The following is a 19455-nucleotide window of genomic DNA, read 5'->3' on the forward strand; positions in this document are numbered from 1 at the left end:
CCCGGCCGCGGCTCGTTCCGCCACGCCGGGCAGGGCCCGGCCGAGGCCCCTCCCGCGCGCCCCGCGGGGCACGAGCCGGGAGCGCTCGGCAGGCGCGCGTCCGCGCGGTCGGCGACAATCGCCGACAGTGACCGGTGGACCGCGGGACGAGAGGACGCACGCCATGGATCAGATGCCTGCCGCGCTGCGGCACATCAGTGACCGCGAGAAGGAGCTGTCCCGCGGGGCGAGCATCTACCACGACACCCCCGTCCGGCACACCATGGAGTTCGCGTGGGAGCGCAGCGACGGGGCGGGCCAGGCGGTGCTGGCCGTGATGGGGAGCAGCGGGGCGATCCCGATCCCGGCGACCGGTCAGGACATCGCCGTGCACGACCACGAGGTCCGGGTCGTCTCGGTGCGCACCTCGTACACCCGCTCCCCGGACGAGGGCATCCCGATGCTCCACACCCGGGTGATGGTGGCCCCCGGGTCCTGATCCGGGGGCCGTCCGGCCCGGAGCCGGTTCAGTGGTCCGGGCGGGGGAACGCCACCGGGGTGTTGTACGGCGTGATGACCTGGATGGGCGAGGGCCACGCGTGCGCGGCGCCGGGCAGCGCCCGGTGCGCCTGCATGACGATCTGGCAGGCGTGCCGCATGTCCTGGCGCAGGTCGTGGTGGAGCACCGCCGACAGGCGGCCCTCGCGCAGCAGCCGCGTGTTGTCCTGGTCGAGGTCGTGCGCCACGAAGACCCGGCACTCGCGGCCGAGGGCGTCGAAGGCCTCCACGGTGGCCACGTTGCCGCCGCCGATCGAGTAGACCGCGCGGATCTCCGGGTCCCGGCGCAGCGCTCCGAGCACCAGCTCGCGCAGCGTGTCGTCCAGGCCGTCGCTGTCCGTGATCTCCACCAGCGCGCGCTGCGGCCGCAGGGACCGCAGTGTCGAACGGAACCCCATCTCCCGCTCCTCCTCGCCGCGGAAGAAGCCCCGGCTGATGGTCACCAGCACATTGCCGGGCCGGTCGCCGAGCCACTGCCCGACCAGATAGGCGGCCGTGGCGCCCGCCGCCCGGTTGTCGATGCCGACGTACGCCAGCCGCCCGCTCGCCGGAAGGTCCGTCACCAGCGTCACCACCGGGATGCCCGCCGCCACGAGCCGGCCCACGGCGGCCGTCACCTCGGGCACGTCCGGTGCCTTCAGCAGCACGCCCTGCGAGCCGCGCTCGGCGATCCGGTCGAGGCCCGCGACCAGTCCCGTGACCGGCCCCGTCTCCCGGAAGTGGAAGCGCGAGCGCATCACCGCGGGCCGCAGGGACGGCAGTTCGGCCTCCAGCGCGGCGCGTACCGCCGTGGAGAAGCGCTCCGGGGCCTGCATCACGATGTCGATCATGAAGGTGCGGCCGCCCAGGCGGATCTGCGCGTGCTGCCGCCGCAGGTCGGCGACGGCCTGGTGGACCTCGCGCGCGGTGCTCTCGCGGACCCCGCCGCGCCCGTTGAGGACGCGGTCGACGGTGGCCTCGCTGAGACCGGCCTGGCGGGCGATCTCGCGGATCGGGAAGGGATGGCCCATGGGCTGGTTCCTGAGGGGTTTTTGATGGTTCTCTGCGGTTGATCGAGGGACTGACGTTCCTAGACTTTCAGGAAAACCCCGCCCGTCGAAAGGACCCCCGATGTCCTTCACGTCCCTCACCGCCGCGGGACCGCGGATGTGGCTGTCCGAGGACGACTGCGACCTCGACGCCCTGCGCGCACTGACCGAGCAGGCCACCGATCCGGCCGGCCACCCGCACGCCGAGGCCGTCGAGCACGGCGTCCCGCTGTACGACAGCGAGCGGCTGCTCGCCCTGGCCGCCACGCCGGAAGGCCGCCGCGAGGCCCAGGCCGAGCTCGCCCGCGTCCTGATGGACGGCCCCGGGATCGTCGTGCTCCGCCGGGCCTTCCCGGACCCGGACGTCGTCGACCGGGCCACCGAGGCCTTCGAGGGCATCATCCGCGATCAGCGCGCCGCGGGCACCGGCGGCGGTGACCACTTCGCCCGGCCCGGCGCCAACGACCGGGTCTGGAACGCCATGGAGAAACTGGCCGTGGCCGCCCCCGCGGTCTTCGCCGCGTACTACGCCAACGAGGCCGTCGCGCTGGCCGCCGGTGCCTGGCTCGGCCCGGACCACCAGATCACCTCGCAGATCAACGTGGTCAACCCCGGCGGCGCCGCGCAGACCGTGCACCGCGACTACCACCTCGGCTTCCTGTCCGCCGGGACCGCCGCCCGCTTCCCCGCCCACGTCCACCGGCTCTCGCCCGTGCTGACCCTCCAGGGCGCCGTCGCGCACTGCGACATGCCCGTCGAGAGCGGGCCGACCCTCTACCTGCCGCACTCGCAGAAGTACGAGCCCGGCTATCTCGCCTGGCGGCTGCCGGAGTTCCGGGCGTACTTCGAGGACCACCACGTCCAGCTGCCGCTGGCCAAGGGCGACGCCGTCTTCTTCAACCCCGCGCTGTTCCACGCCGCCGGCCACAACCGCTCCGCGGACATCCGGCGGATGGCCAACCTCCTCCAGATCTCCTCCGCCTTCGGGCGCGCCATGGAGAGCGTCGACCGCGAGGCCATGACGAACGCCGTGTATCCGGAACTGCTGCGGATGAAGGCCGCGGGCGCCGGCGGGGCCGCGCTCGACGCCGTCGTCGCGGCGTGCGCCGAGGGCTACCCCTTCCCCACGAACCTCGACCGCGACCCGCCGGTGGACGGCCTCGCCCCGCCCTCGCAGGCCGACACGCTGCGCCGCGCGCTCGGCGAGGAATGGAGCCCGGACACCCTGCGCGCCGCACTGCGGGCGGCCGCCGAACGCCGTACGAGCCGTTAGGAGGCCCGCATGGGACTGCTGCAGGACAAGATCGTCCTGGTCAACGGCGGCAGCCAGGGGATCGGCGCCGCCGTCGCCCGGGCCGCCGCCCGCGAGGGCGCCGCCGTGACCGTCACGGGACGCAGGCCCGGGCCCGGGGAGGCGCTGGCGGCCGAACTGGCCGACGCCGGCGCCACGTCCGCGTACCTGCGCTGCGACCTGGCCGACCCGGCACAGGCACGCGGCTCCGTGGAGGCCGTCGTGGCCGCCCACGGCCGCATCGACTGCCTGGTCAACGCCGCGGGCCTCACCTCGCGCGGCACCTTGCTGGACACCACCCCCGAGCTCTTCGACGCGCACGTCGCCGTCAATCTGCGCGGCCCGTTCTTCGCGATGCAGGCCGCCGTCGCCGACATGGTCGCCCGCTCGGCGCCGGGCGCGATCGTCAACGTGATCTCCTCCTCCGCGCACGGCGGGCAGCCGTTCCTCGCCCCCTACGTGGCGGCGAAGGCGGGCCTGGCAGGGCTGACCCGCAACGCGGCGCACGCCCACCGCTTCGACCGCGTGCGGATCAACGGTCTCAACATCGGCTGGACCGACACCGAGGGCGAGGACGCCACACAGCGGGCCTTCCACGGGGCCGGCGACGACTGGCGCGAGGAGGCGGGCCGCCGGCTCCCCATGGGGCGGCTCGGGCGGGCCGACGAGATCGCCGACTTCGTCGTGCTGCTGCTGTCCGACCGCAGTGGTGTGGTCACCGGATCGGTCGTCGACTGGGACCAGAACGTCCTCGGCGGCCTGGACTGACCCCTCCCGCTGCGCACCCCCACCGTTCACCGTCCGCTGTCACAAGGAGCAACCACCCATGCGCATCGGCCTGATGGGCCTCGGCCGGATCGGGGCCCTCCACGCGGAGACCCTGGCCGCGCTGCCCGTCGTGGAGTCCCTGGTCGTCACCGACCCCGTCGCCGCCGCGGCCGAGGCCGCCGCCGTCCGGCACGGCGCCGAGGTCGCCTCCTCACCGGAGGAGGTGCTGGCCTCGGGTGTCGACGGGATCGTCGTCGCCGCCGCGACGGACGCCCACCCCCAGCTGATCCTGGCCGCGGTCAAGGCGGGCGTGCCCGTCTTCTGCGAGAAGCCCGTCGCCCGCACGATCGGGGAGAGCACCGAGGTGCTGCGCGCCGTCCAGGACAGCGGCGTTCCCGTGCAGATCGGCTACAACCGGCGCTTCGACGCCGGCTTCGCCGCCGCGCGGCAGGCCGTCGCCGCCGGTGAGCTGGGCCTGCTGCACACCGTCCGCTCCACCACCCTCGACCCCGAGCCGCCGCCCGCCGCCTATGTCGCCGTCTCCGGCGGCATCTTCCGCGACTGCTCGGTCCACGACTTCGACATCGTGCGCTGGGTGACCGGCCGCGAGGTCACCGAGGTGTATGCGACGGGCGGCAACCGCGGCGCCGCCTACATCGCCGCGGCCGGCGACGCCGACACCGCGGCGACCGTGCTCACGCTCGACGACGGCACGCTCGCCCTGATCTCCAACAGCCGCCACAACCCCCGCGGTTACGACGTGCGGATGGAGCTGCACGGTACGAAGGACAGCATCGCGGTGGGCCTGGAGGACGGGCTGCCGCTGCGCTCCGTCGAGCCCGGCGCCCGCTTCCCCGCCGGACCGCCGCACCACTTCTTCCTGGACCGCTTCCGCGCCGCCTACCAGGCCGAGCTGGCCGCTTTCACCGAGGTGGTCGCGGGCCGCCGGCCGTCGCCGTGTAGCGTCGCGGACGCGGTCGAGGCGGGCTGGATCGCCGAAGCCTGCACGCTGTCATTGCGCGACCGCCGACCCGTACGGATGGAAGAGGTACGTACCGCATGAGCACCGAACCCCTGCGCATCGGAGTGCTCGGCGCCGCCCGCATCGCCGGGCGCGCCATCGTGGACCCTGCCCGGATCACCGGCCACCGCCTGGTGGCCGTCGCCGCCCGCGACCGCGGCCGGGCCGAGGAGTTCGCCGCCGCCAACGGCGTCGAGCGTGTCCACGACTCCTACGCCGACCTGATCGCCGACCCCGAGATCGAGGCGATCTACAACCCGCTCGCCAACGGCCTGCACGGACCGTGGAACCTCGCCGCGATCGCGGCGGGCAAGCACGTCCTCACCGAGAAGCCCTCCGCCAGCAACCTGGAGGAGGCGATCGAGGTCCGGGACGCCGCCGCGAAGGCGGGCGTCGCCTTCATGGAGGCGTTCCACAACCTGTACCACCCCGTGGTCCGGCGCCTGCACGAGCTGCTGGAGACCGGTGAGCTCGGCGAGCTGCGGCACGTCGAGGCCACGGTGAACATCCCCGCCCCGCCGGACACCGACCCCCGCTGGTCGCTGGAGCTCGCCGGCGGCGCGATGATGGATCTCGGCTGCTACGCCCTGCACGCGCACCGCGCCCTCGCCCCCTGGGGCGGCGGGGCACCGCGCCTGGCGGCCGCCCGCGGTGGCGAGCGCGCCGGGATGCCCGGCGTGGACGAGTGGATCGAGGCCGACCTCGTCTTCCCCGGCGGTGCCACCGGCATCGCGCGCTGCAACATGGACTCGGCGACCGAGGACATGAGCATGCGCGTGGTCGGCAGCCTCGGCGAGGCGACCGTCGCCAACTTCGTCCTGCCGCACCTCGACGACCGGCTGACGGTGCGGACGGCGGAGGGCGAGCGGGTGGAGGAGCTGGGCCGGCGCACCTCGTACACGTACCAGCTGGAGGCCTTCGCCGACCTGGTGCGCGGCGGGACCCGGGTGGCCACCGACGCCGACGACGCGGTGGAGTCGATGCGCCTGATCGACGACGTCTACCGCGCGGCGGGCTTCGAGCCGCGCCCGCGCTTCGCGGCCGTCACACCACCAGCGGCTGGTCCGTCGGCCTGATCGGCGCCGGCAGGCAGGTCGTCCCGCGCAGCGCGCGGTCCACGGCCGCCGCCGCCGAGCGGCCCTCGGCGATGGCCCAGACGATCAGCGACTGACCGCGCCCGGCGTCGCCCGCGACGAAGACCTTCTCCACGGTGGTGGCGAAGGCGTCGTCGCGGGCGATCCGGCCGCGCGCGTCGAGTTCCAGGCCCAGTTGCGGCACGACGCCGGTGTTGTGCTCGGGGCCCGAGAAGCCCAGGGCGAGCAGCACCATCTGGGCCGGGACGACCCGCTCGGTGCCGGCCCGGGGACGCCGCCCGGTGGGCTCCACGCCGACGAGGTGCAGGGAGGCGACATGCCCGTCGTCGTCCCCCTCGAAGCGGAACGTGGAGGCGGAGAAGACCCGGATGTCGCCCTGCGGCCCGGGCAGCGGGACGCAGCCGTGCTCGGCGGTGTCCCAGTGCTCACGGCGGCCCAGCAGCCGGGCCTCCTCGTGGGCGGGGGAGATCCGGAAGACCCGGGGGTACACCGGCCAGGGCTCGTGCTCGGGGCGGTCCCAGCCCGGCAGGGGGTTGATGTCGAGCTGGACCACGGAGGCGGCCTGCTGGCGCAGCACGGTCCCCAGGCAGTCGGCGCCGGTGTCGCCGCCGCCGACGATCACCACGTCCTTGCCCTCCGCGCTGATCGGTGACGAGGCGAGATCGCCCTCGCACACCCGGTTGGCCAGGGTCAGGTAGTCCATGGCCTGATGGATGCCCGCCAACTCACGTCCGGGTACGGGCAGTTCGCGCCAGGCGCGGGCGCCCACCGCGAGCAGCACCGCGTCGTGCTCGGCGATCACCCGGTGCGCGTCGAGGTCGCCGCCGACCTCGGTTCCGGTGCGGAAGCGGGTGCCCTCGGCCCGCATCTGGCACAGCCGGCGGTCCAGGTGGTGCTTCTCCATCTTGAACTCCGGTATCCCGTACCGGAGGAGGCCGCCCAGCCGGTCGTCGCGCTCGTACACCGTGACCGTGTGTCCCGCCCGGGTGAGCTGCTGCGCGGCGGCCAGTCCGGCGGGCCCCGACCCGACGACGGCCACGGTGCGGCCGGTGTGCCGCTCCGGGGGGAGGGGGACGGCGAGGCCGTCGGCCCAGGCCCGGTCGGCGATCGCCACCTCGACGTTCTTGATCGTGACGGGGTCGGCGTTGATCGTGAGGACGCAGGCGCTCTCGCAGGGCGCCGGGCAGAGCCGGCCCGTGAATTCGGGGAAGTTGTTGGTGGCGTGCAGGTGCTCGCAGGCCGCGGCCCAGTCCTCGCGGAAGACCAGGTCGTTCCAGTCCGGGATCATGTTCCCCAGCGGGCAGGCGGCGTGGCAGAACGGGATGCCGCAGTCCATGCACCGGCCCGCCTGGGCGGAGACGATCGGCAGCAGGCTCTGGCCCGTGTACACCTCATGCCAGTCCCGCACCCGCTCGTCCACCGGGCGCCGTTCGGGAGTACGGCGAGGGGTGGTGAGAAAGCCCTTGGGGTCCGCCATGGCCGCCTCCGGCGCGCCTGCGTGACGATCATGAAGAGCACGGTGGCCGCGTCCCCCGGCGAACCGCACCGTCCGGCCACCCTACGTCCGTTGCCTACGGATTTCGACCGGTGTGGCGGCAAGGGGACGCGGCCGGCCCGCCGGCCGCCGCGGAGCCGGTCAGGCGGCGCTGCCCACCTCCGCGGACCGCGGGTTGATCAGCACGATGTCGCAGGTCGCGTGGCGCAGCAGCGCCTGCCCCGCGCTCGCGTCCATCAGCGCGGAGAGCCCGCCGTGCGTCGGGGCGCCGACGACGATGGCGCGCGCCCCGGCGGCCGCGGCGTGCTCGGCGATGAGCCGGCCGACCTCGCCGTGGCCGGTGGCGTGCCGCAGGACGTGCCCGACCGCCGGTATGCCCTGCGCGGCGAGCCGGTCCAGGTGCCGGCGTACCGCGTTCCTCGCGGACTCCAGGTCCTCGCCCTCGGTCGCCGACTCCCCGGAGACCGCGGCCTCCTCCGCGTGGACCACGTACACCGTGCGGCCGTTGAGGGTCGCCAGCCGTCCGGCGGCCTCGGCGACCCGCCCGGCGTGCGCGGAGCCGTCGACAGCCGCGACGATCGCGCCCTTGGCGGCGTCGTGCGCCACGGCCGCGTCGTGCTCGACCGGCAGCAGCGACGGCGCCGCGTCCGGCGCGACCTGCTCCGCCTGCAGCCGCTCGGACCGGCCCAGCAGTCCGTGCGCCGTGGAGAGGATCACGATGCCCAGCACGAGCGCGCCCGCGCCGATGTAGAACGGCACATGGACGTTGAAGGCCTCGACCAGCTTGCCCGCGGCGAAGGGGGCGAGGCCGCCGCCGATGAAGCGGACGAAGCCGTAAGCGGCCGACGCGACGCCGCGGTCGACCGGCGACACGGTCATCACGGCCTGGGTGGTGACGGTGTTGTTGACGCCGATGAAGACACCGGCCACGACCACGCAGACGATCAGCACGGCCGGGTGGTCGGTCCAGATCGCGATGGCCAGCACGGTCAGGGCGAACAGCGCCAGGTTGGCGTAGAGCGTCCTGGCGATCCCGAGGCGGGCCTGCAGCCACGGCGCGCCGAAGACGGCGAAGACGGCGACGAGGGCGCCCCAGCCGGTGAAGACCAGGCCGAGCTGGATGGCGCCGAGGCCCATCGGGAACGGGGCGTAGCCGAGCACGGTGAAGAACGCCCAGTTGTAGCAGAGCGCGGTGAGCGACATCGTCAGCAGACCGCGGTGGCGCAGTGCCTTCAGCGGCTCGGTGAGCCCGGTCCTGCGGGCCGGCAGGGGCATGGGATCGACCAGCACCACGGTGGCGATCAGCGCGACGGACATCAGCACGGCGACGCCGAAGAACGGGCCGCGCCAGCTCACTTCGCCCAGGACGCCGCCGAGCAGCGGGCCGACCGCGATGCCGATGCCCAGCGCGGTCTCGTAGAGGATGATCGCGCCGGCGAAGCCGCCGCTCGCCGACGCGACGATCACCGCGAGGGAGGTGGCGATGAAGAGCGCGTTGCCGACGCCCCAGCCGGCCCGGAAGCCGACGATGCCGCCGATGCTTCCGGAGGCGCCGGCGAGCGCGGCGAACACCACGATCAGGGCGAGTCCCGCGATGAGCGTGCGCTTGGCCCCCACCCGGCTGGAGACCCAGCCGGTGATCAGCATGGCGACCGCGGTGACCACCAGGTAGCTGGTGAACAGCAGCGTCACCTGGCTCGGGGAGGCGTCCAGTTGGCTCGATATCGCGGGCAGGATCGGGTCGACCAGGCCGATCCCCATGAACGAGACCACACAGGCGAAGGCGACCGCGAACACGGCCTTCGGCTGCTTGAACGGATTCACGGAACGGGACGATGGCGCGTGCGCATTCATGAGGCTGCTCCGATGTCGAACGGATCCTGATCAATCGGTGCCGGTCGGTGCCGACCGGCGTCAGTCGGCGGCGCGCCGGGTCGTGGGCGACGCGGCCGGTGACCCCAGCCGGGTCAGGGCCTCGATGGCCGGCAGCGCCTCGCTCAGCGCCAGCCGCTCCTGCGCGCTCAGGTGCTCCAGCAGTTCCGAGAGGCGTTCGGCCCGCAGCGCGCGGCGCCGGGCGATCGCCGCCCGGCCGGCGTCGGTGATGTGGACCAGTACGACGCGGCCGTCCGCCGGGTCGGCCCGCCGCTCGGCGAACCCCGATTCCTGGAGCCGTGAGACCACCTGGGTCATCGCGGGCTGGGTGACCCCTTCCAGGGCCGCCAGTTCGGTCAGCCGGAAGGGGCCCGACTGCTCCAGGGTCGACAGCGTGGCCACCGTGGTGAGCGACAGCTCGCTCGGCTGACTGAGCCTGCGCAGCATGCGGTACAGCCGCTCCAGGGCCTTGGCGACCTCGACCGCCTCGGCGTGGGCCGCGTCGTCTCCGGGAAGATGCATAAGAAATTTATATCACTGGCTTATGTATCTCGGCAGAGGGCGCGCCGGAGCCTGCGGCAAGCGCCCCCGGACATGCCGAAGCCCCCGTGCGTGTCAGGGCGCACGGGGGCTTCGGGGGCGGGGGAGGACCCGCCGGCGGACTACAGTCCGTACCGCTCGCGGGCCTCCTCGACCGCCTCCCGCTTGACCTCGCCGCGTGCGGCCAATGCTGCGAGCGCCGCCAGGACGACCGACTGCGGGTCGACGCCGAAGTGGCGCCGGGCGGCCTCACGGGTGTCGGAGAGCCCGAAACCGTCGGTGCCGAGGGAGTACCAGTCCTGCGGCACCCACTGGCTGATCTGGTCCGGGACCGCGCGCATCCAGTCGCTCACCGCGAGAACCGGACCGGGCGCGCCCTCCAGGACCCGGGTGACGTGCGGCAGCGGCGGTTCCTCACCGCGCAGCCGGGCCGCGTCGTACGCCAGACCGCCGCGGCGCAGCTCGGTCCACGAGGGGGCCGACCAGACGTCCGCCGCCACGCCCCACTCGGCGGCCAGCAGCCGCTGGGCCTCCAGCGCCCAGTGGACGGCGGTGCCCGACGCGAGCAGTTGCAGGCGCGGCGCGTCGGCGGCCAGTCCGGCGGTACCGGCCTCGCGGAAGCGGTACAGGCCCTTGACGATGCCCTCCTCGACGCCGGGGGCGTCGGGCATCGGCGGCTGTACCTTGGTCTCGTTGTAGACCGTGAGGTAGTAGAAGACGTCCTCGGCGTCCGGCCCGAACATGCGCCGCAGCCCGTCGCGGACGATCACGCCCACCTCGTAGGCGAACGCCGGGTCGTAGGCGACCGCCGCCGGGTTGGTGGAGGCGATCAGGTGCGAGTGCCCGTCCGCGTGCTGGAGGCCCTCGCCGGTCATGGTGGTGCGCCCGGCGGTCGCGCCGACCAGGAAGCCGCGGCCGAGCTGGTCGGCCAGGGCCCACATCTGGTCCGCGGTCCGCTGCCAGCCGAACATCGAGTAGAAGATGTACAGCGGGATCATGGGCTCGCCGTGCGTGGCGTACGCGGTCGCCGCGGCCGTGAACTCGGCCATCGAACCGGCCTCGGTGATCCCCTCGTTGAGGACCTGGCCGTCCTTGGCCTCCCGGTAGTACATCAGCATGTCGCGGTCGACCGGGTCGTAGGTCTGGCCGAGCGGCGAGTAGATGCCGGCGCTCGGGAAGAGCGACTCCATGCCGAAGGTGCGCGCCTCGTCGGGGACGATCGGCACCCAGCGGCGGCCGGTCTCCTTGTCCCGCATCAGGTCCTTCACCAGCCGGACGAGTGCCATGGTGGTGGCGATCTCCTGGCCGCCGGAGCCCTTGGCGAGGGCCTCGAAGGCCTTGGCCGGCGGCTCGGGCAGCGCGACGGGGTGCACGGTGCGGGCCGGGGCGGGGCCGCCGAGGGCGGCGCGGCGCTCCTGGAGGTAGCGCACCTCGGGCGAGTTCGCGCCCGGGTGGACGTAGGGCACCAGGTCGGTGTCGAGGGTGCTGTCCGCGATGGGCAGCTCCAGCAGGTCGCGCATGGCGCGGAACTGCTCGCCGGACAGCTTCTTCATCTGGTGGTTGGCGTTGCGCGACTCGAAGCCCGGGCCGAGGGTCCAGCCCTTCACCGTCTGGGCGAGGATCACGGTGGGCGCGCCCTTGTGCTCGACCGCGGCACGGTAGGCGGCGTACACCTTGCGCGGCTCGTGGCCGCCGCGGGAGGTGTGGAAGCACTCGGCGATCTTCGCGTCGGTCAGCAGCCGGGCCATCTCGACGAGTGCCGGGTCGGCGCCGAAGAAGTGCTCGCGGATGTACGCGGCGTCGCGGGTGGCGTACGTCTGGAACTGGCCGTCCGGTACCTGGCGCAGCCGCCGCACCAGGGCGCCGGTGGTGTCGAGCGCGAACAGCTCGTCCCAGGCGGAGCCCCACAGCGACTTCACGACGTTCCAGCCGGCCGCGCGGAACTGGGCCTCCAGCTCCTGCACGATCTTGAAGTTGGCGCGCACCGGGCCGTCGAGCCGCTGGAGGTTGCAGTTGATGACGAAGGTGAGGTTGTCCAGCCCCTCGCGGCCGGCCAGCGCCAGGGCCGCGGTCGACTCGGGCTCGTCCATCTCGCCGTCGCCGAGGAACGCCCACACGTGCGAGGCCGAGGTGTCCTTGATGCCGCGGTGGTGCAGGTAGCGGTTGAACCGCGCCTGGTGGATGGCGCTCAGCGGGCCGAGGCCCATCGAGACGGTGGGGAACTCCCACAGCCACGGCAGCCGGCGCGGGTGCGGGTACGAGGGCAGGCCGTTGCCGCCCGCCTCCTGGCGGAAGCGGTCCAGGTCGGCCTCGGTGAGCCGGCCGTCCAGGAAGGCGCGGGCGTAGATGCCGGGGGAGGCGTGGCCCTGGATATAGAGCTGGTCGCCGGAGGCCGGCCGCGCGTCGCCGGACAGCGTGGCGCCCGGCGCCTGCTTGCCGTGGAAGAAGTGGTTGAAGCCCGTCTCGTACAGCCAGGCGGCGGAGGCGAAGGTCGCGATGTGCCCGCCGAGGCCCTGCCGGCTGCCGCGGGTCACCATCGCGGCCGCGTTCCACCGGTTCCAGGCGGCGATGCGGCGTTCCATCTCCTCGTCGCCGGGCAGCACGGGCTCGTCGGCGGTGGCGATGGTGTTGACGTACGCCGTCTCCAGGGGACCGGGCACGTCCAGTCCCGTGGCCCGGGCATGGTCCAGCGTGCGGCGCATCAGGTAGGCGGCGCGGTGCGGGCCGGCGGCATGGCTGACCGCGTCCAGGGAGGCGGCCCACTCGCCGGTCTCCTCGGGGTCGGGGTCGGGCAGGTGAGCGGGTGTGCTCGGCGTGGCGTCGGTCATCGGTGACCGCCTTCCAACTGGTTCTGGGCGGGGCCGCTTCCAGCATAGTTATGATCGATGATCGATCAAATGAATGTGACGGGTGTCACAGCAGTATGCACGGGGAGGAACGCGCCCGGTGGAGCCTCAGGTGCGTGGCGCGCACCCGAGCACGTGTTCCCTCACCAGCTCGCCCACCCGCGGGTCGCCGCGCCGGAAGACCTCGACGACCTCCTGGTGCTCCTCGGCGTACGCCTGCTGCCGGGTTCCCAGCCAGCGGATCGACAGCGCCGTCCAGACCTCGATGCCCAGCGACTCCCAGGTGTGCAGCAGCACGCTGTTGCCGGACGCGCGCACCAGCTCCCGGTGGAAGGCGACGGTGTGCCGCACCTGGGCCTGCCCGTCCCCGTCCCGGTCGGCGGCGTGCAGCAGGGCGACCTCGGCCTCCAGGACCGACAGGTCCGCCCGCAGCCGGGGCGCCGCCAGCTCGGCCGCGATCTGCTCCAGCCCGGCCCGCACCGGGTAGATCTCCTCCAGGTCGGCCGCCGTCATGTTGCGCACCCGCACGCCCTTGTTCGGCGCCGACTCGATCAGCCGCATGACCTCCAGCTCGCGCAGCGCCTCCCGCACCGGCGTCTGGCTCACCTCCAGCTCGACCGCGATGCCGCGCTCGACGATCCGCTCGCCCGGCTTCCAGCGCCCGCTGACGATGCCCTCCACGATGTACTCGCGGATCTGCTCACGCAGCGAGTGGACGACGGGGGGCGTCATGCGGACTCCTCGGAACGACGGCGGATGCCTAGACGATACGGCGGTTGCCCGCCGGGCCGCCCTGTCCGCCGCGGCTGCCGCCCGGAGGTCGGTTCCCCGGCTGCCGTTGGGGGTGCCCCCTGGTGCGGTTCATCGCACGGCGGAGAGCCGTCTCGGGTCCGGCGCGGTCGGCCTGCCCGGACGATGCGACGACTCCCCCGGGCCGAAGGCCGGAGGAGTGCCGTGCCGGGCGGCACCTGGCAGCGGGGCGCTGTGCCGGGGCCCGCACGACTGCGACCGGGGCGTGGTCCGGCCGGCGCTCGGGGTGGTGGCCGGGGGTAACCACGGGCGGGTCGACGCGCCGCCCTGCGGGGCGCTACGCGGGGGCGTACACGACCGTGACCGGGGCGTGGTCCGACCAGCGCTCGGGGTGGGTGGCCGCGCGTTCGACGCGGGCGGTCGTGGCGCGGGCGGCGAGGCCGCGGGTGGCCACGTGCAGGTCGATGCGCCAGCCGCTGTCGTTGTCGAAGGCCCGGCCGCGGTACGACCACCAGCTGTAGGGGCCCTCGCCCTCGGGGTGGAGCCGGCGGACCACATCGGTCCAGCCGGCCCCGTCGTACAGCCGCGACAGCCAGGCGCGCTCCTCCGGCAGGAAGCCGGCGTTCTTCTGGTTGGCACGCCAGTTGCGCAGGTCGCGCTCGGTGTGCGCGATGTTCCAGTCGCCGCAGACCAGTGCCTCGCGGCCGCCGGCGGCGCTCTTCTCGCGGAGCGCGACCAGGTGGGCGTGGAACTCCTCCATGAAGCGTTCCTTCTCCGTCTGCCGCTCGGTGCCGACCTCGCCGGAGGGCAGGTAGAGGCTGGCGACCGTGACGCCGGGCAGGTCGATCTCCGCATAGCGGCCGGACGTGTCGAACTCCTGGGAGCCGAAGCCGATCCGCACCGCCTCGGGTTCCTGGCGCGAGTACACCGAGACCCCGGCCCGGCCCTTGGCCGCGGCGGGGGCGTGCACCACGTGCCAGCCCTGCGGCGCGCGGACCTCCTCCGGCAGCTGGCCGGGCTCCGCGCGCACCTCCTGGAGGCACACCACGTCGGCGGAGGTGGCCTCCAGCCAGGGCAGGAACCCCTTCTTGGCCGCGGCGCGCAGCCCGTTCACATTCACGGTCGTCACGGTGAGCATGACGGGGACGATACCGGTCGGCGGAGATCCTCCCGCCGGACGGATTCCGTACGCACGTACGATATGCGCGTGCAGATCCGGAAGACGCGCTACGACCACCCCGACGCCGTGCTGCTGACCGCGCAGGTCCAGCAGGAGTACGTGGAACGCTACGGCGGCCCCGACGACACCCCACTGGACGTGGCGCACTTCGACGCCCCCTGCGGCTGCTTCCTGCTCGGCTACCTTGACGGCGCGCCCGTCGCGACCGGCGGCTGGCGGGCGCAGGACGCGTCACCCGAAGGCTTCGAGGACGGCGACGCCGAACTCAAGCGCATGTACGTCGTCCCGCAGGCCCGCGGCAGGGGCCTGGCCCGGCGCATGCTCGCGGAACTGGAGCGCGACGCGGCCGCCGCGGGCCGCACGCGCATGGTGCTGGAGACCGGCACGATGCAGCCCGAGGCGATCGCCCTGTACACCTCCTGCGGCTACATGCCGGTCGTCAAGTTCGGTCACTACAAGGACAGTCCGCTCAGTGTGTGCCTCGGCAAGTCCCTGCTCGGAGTCGGCCCGGCCGCTGCCGGGCAGGCCCTGCCCGCGTAACCTGGGGGCATGATCGAGGACAGCGGGACCGCCCGTCTCGCGGCGGGGAAGTACCTCCTGGTCACGACCTACCGCCGGGACGGCCGCACGGTGCCGACCCCGGTGTGGGTGGTGCGCGACGGCGACGCCCTGGGGGCGTGGACGGCCGCCGACTCCGGCAAGGTCAAGCGGATCCGCAACCGTTCGGACGTCCTGGTCGGCCCGTGCGACATGCGCGGCAATCCGACGGGGGATCAGGTGCCCGCCCGTGCCGAGATCGTGGGGGAGCGGGACGCCGAGCGCTACCGCTCGCTCGTCGCCCGCAAGTACGGTCTGGTGGGTTGGGTCACCGTCTTCGGCAGCCGGCTGCGCCGCGGCCGCGGGGGCACGGTCGGACTGCGGATCACCCTCGCGTGAGCGCCTTTCCGGCGCGGCAGGGCGTCTGCACGGTCAGCGTCTGCCGCGACTGCTGCTGCGGTACGGAGAAGGTGCCGGGCGTCGACCACGCGGCGCAACTGGCCGGCCTCACCGACGCGCTCGACGGGGTGTGCCGGGTGCGGGTCACCGACTGCCTCGACGTGTGCGAGCAGGCCAACGCCGTGGTCGTGCAGCCGTCGCCGCAGGGGCGCAGGGCGGGCGGCCGTCCGGTCTGGCTCGGCCTTGTCAACGACCCTGCCGCCGCCCAGGACATCACGGCCTGGGTGCGGGCCGGCGGCCCGGGGATCGCTCCTCCGCCGGCGGTGCTGGAGCTGTACGCCATCAGCCCGCCGAACCGCCCGGGCGGCCGGTGACGCCGCCCTCGCGGCGCGAGGACGCAAGGAGGGGCCGCACGGGCGTCGTTGCCCGTACGGCCCGGAACCAGCCCTGGCGAAGGGTCAGTCGATGCTGCGCAGGATGTGCAGCTCGTTCAGATCGTCCTCGTACCCGGCGAGCAGGATCGGCGCGGACCTGGCCCAGACGTCCAGATTGCGCACCTCCCGCTGCGGGTTGGGCTGATCGTCGGGCTCCTTGGGGAGCTGGTTCCGCTTTGACTTCTCGGGTGTCACCGCGCACTCCTTCGTGTCGGGTGAGCCGGACGCCGGGCCCGGCCGCTGCCGGACGCCTACGCCCGGTCGGGCTGATGGGCTGAGCGGACGCGGTGGCGCCGGTTGCGGAACCGGGCGGGGGCCGCGGTGGGCGGGCTCCTCCCGGGGCGGAGGCCGTGGGTCGGTGATGCTCGCCCAGGGGCCGTTCCGTCGACCCCCAGCGTAAGCCCGCCCGCGGGGTGCCACCAGCCAATTGGCCGCGACGCGACCGGAGTGCGGGTCGCGGCAGGCGTCAGCCCGTGCGCCGGGAGGCCCCGACGCGCCCGCAGGCAAGGGTCGCCCACACCGCGCGACCGGTACCACGGGTGGGCGGTTTGACACCCCAGCCTTCGGCCAAATGGGCGACGAGCGCGAGTCCGCGGCCGTTCTCGTCGGCGTCCGCCGCGCGGCGGCTCAGCGGGCCGGCGTCGCCGCGGCCCTCGTCGACGATCTCCACGTGCAGCAGTCCGCCCGCGGTCCACAGCACGCAGGCGACGTGCTCGCTCCCGCTGTGCAGCACCGCGTTGGTGAACAGCTCCGTGACGACGAGCCCGGCGTCGTCCCCGACCGCCTCCAGGCCCCAGTGGCCCAGCGTCGACCGCACCTGGCGGCGGGCGATCCCGACCGACGAGGCGTGCGCCGGGAGGCGAAGCCGGAAGGTGTCCCGGGCGCTGAGGGCATGAAGCACACGGGTAACTATGGCCAGAGCTTGCACAGAAGGCAAGGGCCATTCTGCAAATTGCACATTCGCCAGTACAGGGTGTCGGTTCCATTCCTGACATGGCACACTGCTGCCATGGGAGAGAGGGATCGTGGCTGAGGCCAGGGCCGGCGGAGCGCCGACCGTCCTGCGCGTCATTCTCGGCAAGCGACTCCACCACCTGCGGGAGAAGGCCGGGGTCTCGTACGAGCAGGCGGCGCGGGCCCTCGACGTCACGCACGCCACCGTCCGCCGCATGGAGAAGGCCGAGGTCGGCCTGCGCATCCCGTACGTCGAGAAACTGCTCGCGCTCTACGGGGTGGAGCGCGCCGAGGCCGACACCTTCGTCGACCTCGCCCGCGAGGGCAACCAGCCCGGCTGGTGGCACCGTTACCGGGACGTCCTGCCCTCCTGGTTCAGCGCGTTCGTCAGCCTCGAGGCCGAGGCGGGCACCATCCGCGCCTACGAACCGCACTACGTCCCCGGCCTGCTGCAGACCGAGGAGTACGCCCGCGCCGTGCTCCGGGCCGGCAGCCCGCACGCGCCGGCCGCCGAGACCGAACGCGCCGTCGCCCTGCGGCTGGAGCGCCAGGCGCTGCTGTGCCGCCCCGGCGCGCCGCTGCTGTGGGTGGTCATGGACGAGACCGTGCTGCGGCGTCACATCGGCGGCGCCGACGTCATGCGGGCCCAGCTCGACCGACTGGTGGCGGCGTGCGAACTCCCGCACGTACGGCTGCAGATCATGCCCTTCACCGCCGGCCCGCACCCCGCGATGTACGGGCCCTTCCACATCTTCCGGTTCCAGATCCAGGAACTGCCGGACGTCGTCTTCACCGAGAGCCTGGTCGGCGCCGCCTACCTGGACGACCGGAACGACGTCTCGCTCTTCCTGGAGGCCCTGGACCGGATGTGCGCGCAGGCCTCGCCCGCACACAGCACCGCAGCCATCCTCGATGGCATCCGCAAGGAGATCTGACGAACATGGACGACCGCATATACAACGGCATGAGTGCCCAGGACCTCGGAACCGAGGGCTGGCACAAGCCGTGGAGCGGCGGCAACGGGGGAAGTTGCGTGGAAGCCATGAAACTGGCGGACGGCAGGGTCGCGCTGCGGCAGTCCACCGACCCCGACGGGCCGGCGCTCATCTACACGGACCTCGAGATCAAGATGTTCATCCAGGGCGCGAAGGACGGAAAGGCGGACTTCCTGTTGTCCTGAGCCCTCCCGGATGACCACTTCGAGTGAAAACGGCCCGCGCGGGCAACCGCGGCGACCAACGGGCTGTCTCCGGCGGTGATCCGCCGGACGGACGGGACAAGGGGAGCATCACCATGGCCGATGACATCGGACCGCTGTACGAGCCGGGCGTCGCCCATGTACGGATCACCGCGGCCGACGCGGCGACCGCGCACCGCGTCGCCGATCTCATCGCCTCGCGCTTCCCCGGCACCCGCCCCGCGAGCGTGACCACCGCCGCCGACGGGCTGGTGGAGTTCGCCCTGTTCACCCACACCCTGGAGGCGAGTCCCACCCACCCGTACGACGACTGAGCCGTCGACGTCGCCGACGCCGCGGCGGCCTCAGTGCCCCGCGGCGTACCGCCAGAAGTCGCGCATCAGCGCGGGCGGGGTGGGCCCGGCCAGCTCCCGCTGGGTGAGCAGTACGGTGACCGCGCCGGTGGACGGCACGATGTGCGCCGCCGTACCGGTGCCGCCGACCCAGCCGTAGCGGCCCGGCACGTTCCACGGCTCGACGGCCGCGACGTCCACCGATCCGCCGAAGCCCCAGCTCTGGCCCTCCAGGAACAGCGGGCTGGCGTCCCGCTGGGCCGGCGTCAGGCGGTCGGTCGTCATCAGCCGCACCGACTCAGGCGACAGCACCCGCCGGCCGCCCGTGCTTCCGCCACCCAGCAGCATGCGGCCGAAGGCGTGCAGGTCGTCGACGGTCGACACCAGCCCGCCGGCGCCCGACGGGAACGCGGGCACGCTGCTCCACTGCCCGTCCGGCGCGTCGACGAGCTGCAGCCCGCCCGGCTGGTCGGCCCGGTAGTAGGAGGTGAAGCGGCCGAGCTCCCCCCGCGGCACCGCGAAGCCGGTGTCCTTCATGCCGAGCGGCTCGAAGATCCGCTCCGCCAGGAACTCCGGCAGCGACCGCCCCGAGACCCGGGCGACCAGCACGCCCTGGATGTCGGACGTGGTGTTGTAGAGCCAGGCCTCGCCCGGCTGCCGCAGCAGCGGGATGCGCGCGAGCGCCGCCATCCACGCGTCCGGCTCCGCGACGTGCTGGGGCATCGGCGGGCCCTGCTTCAGCTCGGCGAACAGCGGGGCGACGGCGGGGAGCGAGAAGTCCGAGGGGAAGCCGTACCCGGCGCGCGCGTCCAGCAGATCGGCCACGGTGATCGGGCGTCCGGCCGGGACCACGTCGTCCACCGGGCTGTGCGGGGTCCGTACGACCACCGGCGACGCCAGTTCCGGGAGCCACTTCGCCACCTGGTCGTCGAGCGTGAGCCGCCCGTCGTCCACGAGCGTCATGACCGCCGCGGCCGTCACCGGCTTGGAGAGCGAGGCGATACGGAAGATCGAGTCCCGGGCCATCGGGGCCGGGGCCGGGGTTGTGCCGGCGATACCGGCCGCGCCGACGGCCGCCACCTCGGTCCGGTCGCCGCGGGCCACCAGGCCCACCGCTCCCGGCACGGTTCCGTCGGCGACGTACGGGCTGAGGAGGTCGTGCAGATCGGTCATCGGTCC

The 19455-nt window shown here is 73.5% G+C and carries 21 protein-coding genes; 11 read left to right on the plus strand and 10 right to left on the minus strand.

Annotation, left to right across the window (positions count from 1 at the left end; translation table 11 throughout):
- The first annotated feature begins 163 nt into the window (after nucleotides 1-163).
- Nucleotides 164-478, plus strand: coding sequence for a hypothetical protein (locus tag ACIP9H_RS25375; RefSeq protein ID WP_401589579.1), 315 nt, complete (start codon nucleotides 164-166; stop codon nucleotides 476-478).
- A gap of 28 nt (nucleotides 479-506) precedes the next feature.
- Here the strand turns inward: ACIP9H_RS25375 and ACIP9H_RS25380 are convergent, their stop codons facing one another.
- Complete coding sequence (locus ACIP9H_RS25380) at nucleotides 507-1547, minus strand: LacI family DNA-binding transcriptional regulator (RefSeq protein WP_401589576.1); 1041 nt, start codon at nucleotides 1545-1547, stop codon at nucleotides 507-509.
- A gap of 100 nt (nucleotides 1548-1647) precedes the next feature.
- Between ACIP9H_RS25380 and ACIP9H_RS25385 the strand changes: the two genes are divergently transcribed.
- From ACIP9H_RS25385 to ACIP9H_RS25400, 4 genes are read left to right on the plus strand one after another with little or no spacing between them, the layout of a single operon-like run.
- Nucleotides 1648-2838 carry a phytanoyl-CoA dioxygenase family protein gene (locus ACIP9H_RS25385; protein WP_401961003.1) on the plus strand — a complete coding sequence of 397 codons (1191 nt, stop codon included), beginning with the start codon at nucleotides 1648-1650 and terminating at the stop codon, nucleotides 2836-2838.
- 9 nt (nucleotides 2839-2847) lie between these two features.
- On the plus strand, nucleotides 2848-3624 hold the full coding sequence (locus ACIP9H_RS25390; protein ID WP_401589571.1) for an SDR family oxidoreductase: 777 nt from the start codon (nucleotides 2848-2850) through the stop codon (nucleotides 3622-3624).
- Between the two features lie 58 nt (nucleotides 3625-3682).
- A complete protein-coding gene (locus ACIP9H_RS25395) occupies nucleotides 3683-4687 on the plus strand; it encodes a Gfo/Idh/MocA family oxidoreductase (RefSeq protein WP_401589568.1) in 1005 nt (334 codons plus the stop codon).
- Complete coding sequence (locus tag ACIP9H_RS25400; RefSeq protein WP_401589566.1) at nucleotides 4684-5721, plus strand: Gfo/Idh/MocA family protein; 1038 nt, start codon at nucleotides 4684-4686, stop codon at nucleotides 5719-5721. The genes ACIP9H_RS25395 and ACIP9H_RS25400 overlap by 4 nt, the downstream gene beginning before the upstream one ends.
- On the opposite strand, the gene ACIP9H_RS25405 is transcribed toward ACIP9H_RS25400, so the two are convergent.
- From ACIP9H_RS25405 to ACIP9H_RS25430, 6 genes are all read right to left on the minus strand, one after another.
- Nucleotides 5690-7216 (minus strand): glutamate synthase subunit beta, encoded by a 1527-nt coding sequence (locus ACIP9H_RS25405; protein WP_401589563.1) that lies wholly within the window; start codon nucleotides 7214-7216, stop codon nucleotides 5690-5692. The genes ACIP9H_RS25400 and ACIP9H_RS25405 overlap by 32 nt on opposite strands.
- Before the next feature lie 159 nt (nucleotides 7217-7375).
- Complete coding sequence (locus ACIP9H_RS25410; protein ID WP_401589561.1) at nucleotides 7376-9088, minus strand: MFS transporter; 1713 nt, start codon at nucleotides 9086-9088, stop codon at nucleotides 7376-7378.
- 60 nt (nucleotides 9089-9148) lie between these two features.
- The gene (locus ACIP9H_RS25415) at nucleotides 9149-9628 is read right to left on the minus strand and encodes a MarR family winged helix-turn-helix transcriptional regulator (protein WP_401589559.1); all 480 of its coding nucleotides are present in this window, start codon (nucleotides 9626-9628) and stop codon (nucleotides 9149-9151) included.
- Nucleotides 9629-9768: 140 nt separating this feature from the next.
- The gene (gene aceE, locus ACIP9H_RS25420; protein WP_401589556.1) at nucleotides 9769-12474 is read right to left on the minus strand and encodes a pyruvate dehydrogenase (acetyl-transferring), homodimeric type; all 2706 of its coding nucleotides are present in this window, start codon (nucleotides 12472-12474) and stop codon (nucleotides 9769-9771) included.
- A 126-nt stretch (nucleotides 12475-12600) separates the two neighbouring features.
- A complete protein-coding gene (locus ACIP9H_RS25425; protein ID WP_360909516.1) occupies nucleotides 12601-13224 on the minus strand; it encodes a GntR family transcriptional regulator in 624 nt (207 codons plus the stop codon).
- Between the two features lie 355 nt (nucleotides 13225-13579).
- Nucleotides 13580-14380, minus strand: a complete 801-nt coding sequence (locus tag ACIP9H_RS25430; protein ID WP_401589550.1) for an exodeoxyribonuclease III — start codon at nucleotides 14378-14380, stop codon at nucleotides 13580-13582.
- A gap of 69 nt (nucleotides 14381-14449) precedes the next feature.
- Between ACIP9H_RS25430 and ACIP9H_RS25435 the strand changes: the two genes are divergently transcribed.
- The 3 genes from ACIP9H_RS25435 to ACIP9H_RS25445 are packed head-to-tail and all read left to right on the plus strand — an operon-like array spanning nucleotide 14450 to nucleotide 15732.
- Nucleotides 14450-14962 carry a GNAT family N-acetyltransferase gene (locus ACIP9H_RS25435; RefSeq protein ID WP_401589548.1) on the plus strand — a complete coding sequence of 171 codons (513 nt, stop codon included), beginning with the start codon at nucleotides 14450-14452 and terminating at the stop codon, nucleotides 14960-14962.
- Between the two features lie 9 nt (nucleotides 14963-14971).
- Nucleotides 14972-15358 (plus strand): PPOX class F420-dependent oxidoreductase, encoded by a 387-nt coding sequence (locus tag ACIP9H_RS25440; protein WP_401589545.1) that lies wholly within the window; start codon nucleotides 14972-14974, stop codon nucleotides 15356-15358.
- Nucleotides 15355-15732: a (2Fe-2S) ferredoxin domain-containing protein gene (locus ACIP9H_RS25445; protein WP_401961009.1), complete on the plus strand. Its 378-nt coding sequence runs from the start codon at nucleotides 15355-15357 to the stop codon at nucleotides 15730-15732. Before ACIP9H_RS25440 ends, ACIP9H_RS25445 begins: the two co-directional genes overlap by 4 nt.
- A gap of 84 nt (nucleotides 15733-15816) precedes the next feature.
- On the opposite strand, the gene ACIP9H_RS25450 is transcribed toward ACIP9H_RS25445, so the two are convergent.
- Together ACIP9H_RS25450 and ACIP9H_RS25455 are read right to left on the minus strand one after the other, a co-directional pair.
- Complete coding sequence (locus ACIP9H_RS25450) at nucleotides 15817-15987, minus strand: hypothetical protein (RefSeq protein WP_319660588.1); 171 nt, start codon at nucleotides 15985-15987, stop codon at nucleotides 15817-15819.
- Between the two features lie 271 nt (nucleotides 15988-16258).
- Nucleotides 16259-16693, minus strand: coding sequence for an ATP-binding protein (locus tag ACIP9H_RS25455; protein WP_401589541.1), 435 nt, complete (start codon nucleotides 16691-16693; stop codon nucleotides 16259-16261).
- Between the two features lie 124 nt (nucleotides 16694-16817).
- On the opposite strand from ACIP9H_RS25455, the gene ACIP9H_RS25460 reads away from it, so the two are divergent.
- From ACIP9H_RS25460 to ACIP9H_RS25470, 3 genes are all read left to right on the plus strand, one after another.
- Nucleotides 16818-17681, plus strand: a complete 864-nt coding sequence (locus tag ACIP9H_RS25460; protein WP_401589539.1) for a helix-turn-helix domain-containing protein — start codon at nucleotides 16818-16820, stop codon at nucleotides 17679-17681.
- Between the two features lie 5 nt (nucleotides 17682-17686).
- On the plus strand, nucleotides 17687-17926 hold the full coding sequence (locus ACIP9H_RS25465; protein WP_401961013.1) for a DUF397 domain-containing protein: 240 nt from the start codon (nucleotides 17687-17689) through the stop codon (nucleotides 17924-17926).
- A 113-nt stretch (nucleotides 17927-18039) separates the two neighbouring features.
- Nucleotides 18040-18258, plus strand: a complete 219-nt coding sequence (locus ACIP9H_RS25470) for a hypothetical protein (protein WP_401961015.1) — start codon at nucleotides 18040-18042, stop codon at nucleotides 18256-18258.
- Nucleotides 18259-18288: 30 nt separating this feature from the next.
- On the opposite strand, the gene ACIP9H_RS25475 is transcribed toward ACIP9H_RS25470, so the two are convergent.
- On the minus strand, nucleotides 18289-19449 hold the full coding sequence (locus ACIP9H_RS25475) for a serine hydrolase domain-containing protein (RefSeq protein WP_401961017.1): 1161 nt from the start codon (nucleotides 19447-19449) through the stop codon (nucleotides 18289-18291).
- Between the last annotated feature and the right edge of the window lie 6 nt (nucleotides 19450-19455).

The organism is Streptomyces sp. NPDC088732 (assembly GCF_044751205.1).
Taxonomy (GTDB): domain Bacteria; phylum Actinomycetota; class Actinomycetes; order Streptomycetales; family Streptomycetaceae; genus Actinacidiphila.

Bases quoted from the DNA above. Each gene is read 5' to 3' on its own strand.
- ACIP9H_RS25410 (WP_401589561.1), bottom strand. From the start codon at position 9,088: ATGAATGCGCACGCGCCATCGTCCCGTTCCGTGAATCCGTTCAAGCAG.
- ACIP9H_RS25385 (WP_401961003.1), top strand. From the start codon at position 1,648: ATGTCCTTCACGTCCCTCACCGCCGCGGGACCGCGGATGTGGCTGTCC.
- ACIP9H_RS25475 (WP_401961017.1), bottom strand. From the start codon at position 19,449: ATGACCGATCTGCACGACCTCCTCAGCCCGTACGTCGCCGACGGAACC.
- ACIP9H_RS25465 (WP_401961013.1), top strand. From the start codon at position 17,687: ATGGACGACCGCATATACAACGGCATGAGTGCCCAGGACCTCGGAACC.
- ACIP9H_RS25415 (WP_401589559.1), bottom strand. From the start codon at position 9,628: ATGCATCTTCCCGGAGACGACGCGGCCCACGCCGAGGCGGTCGAGGTC.
- ACIP9H_RS25425 (WP_360909516.1), bottom strand. From the start codon at position 13,224: ATGACGCCCCCCGTCGTCCACTCGCTGCGTGAGCAGATCCGCGAGTAC.
- ACIP9H_RS25440 (WP_401589545.1), top strand. From the start codon at position 14,972: ATGATCGAGGACAGCGGGACCGCCCGTCTCGCGGCGGGGAAGTACCTC.
- ACIP9H_RS25390 (WP_401589571.1), top strand. From the start codon at position 2,848: ATGGGACTGCTGCAGGACAAGATCGTCCTGGTCAACGGCGGCAGCCAG.
- ACIP9H_RS25405 (WP_401589563.1), bottom strand. From the start codon at position 7,216: ATGGCGGACCCCAAGGGCTTTCTCACCACCCCTCGCCGTACTCCCGAA.
- ACIP9H_RS25375 (WP_401589579.1), top strand. From the start codon at position 164: ATGGATCAGATGCCTGCCGCGCTGCGGCACATCAGTGACCGCGAGAAG.
- ACIP9H_RS25470 (WP_401961015.1), top strand. From the start codon at position 18,040: ATGGCCGATGACATCGGACCGCTGTACGAGCCGGGCGTCGCCCATGTA.
- ACIP9H_RS25395 (WP_401589568.1), top strand. From the start codon at position 3,683: ATGCGCATCGGCCTGATGGGCCTCGGCCGGATCGGGGCCCTCCACGCG.
- ACIP9H_RS25400 (WP_401589566.1), top strand. From the start codon at position 4,684: ATGAGCACCGAACCCCTGCGCATCGGAGTGCTCGGCGCCGCCCGCATC.
- aceE (WP_401589556.1), bottom strand. From the start codon at position 12,474: ATGACCGACGCCACGCCGAGCACACCCGCTCACCTGCCCGACCCCGAC.
- ACIP9H_RS25380 (WP_401589576.1), bottom strand. From the start codon at position 1,547: ATGGGCCATCCCTTCCCGATCCGCGAGATCGCCCGCCAGGCCGGTCTC.
- ACIP9H_RS25430 (WP_401589550.1), bottom strand. From the start codon at position 14,380: ATGCTCACCGTGACGACCGTGAATGTGAACGGGCTGCGCGCCGCGGCC.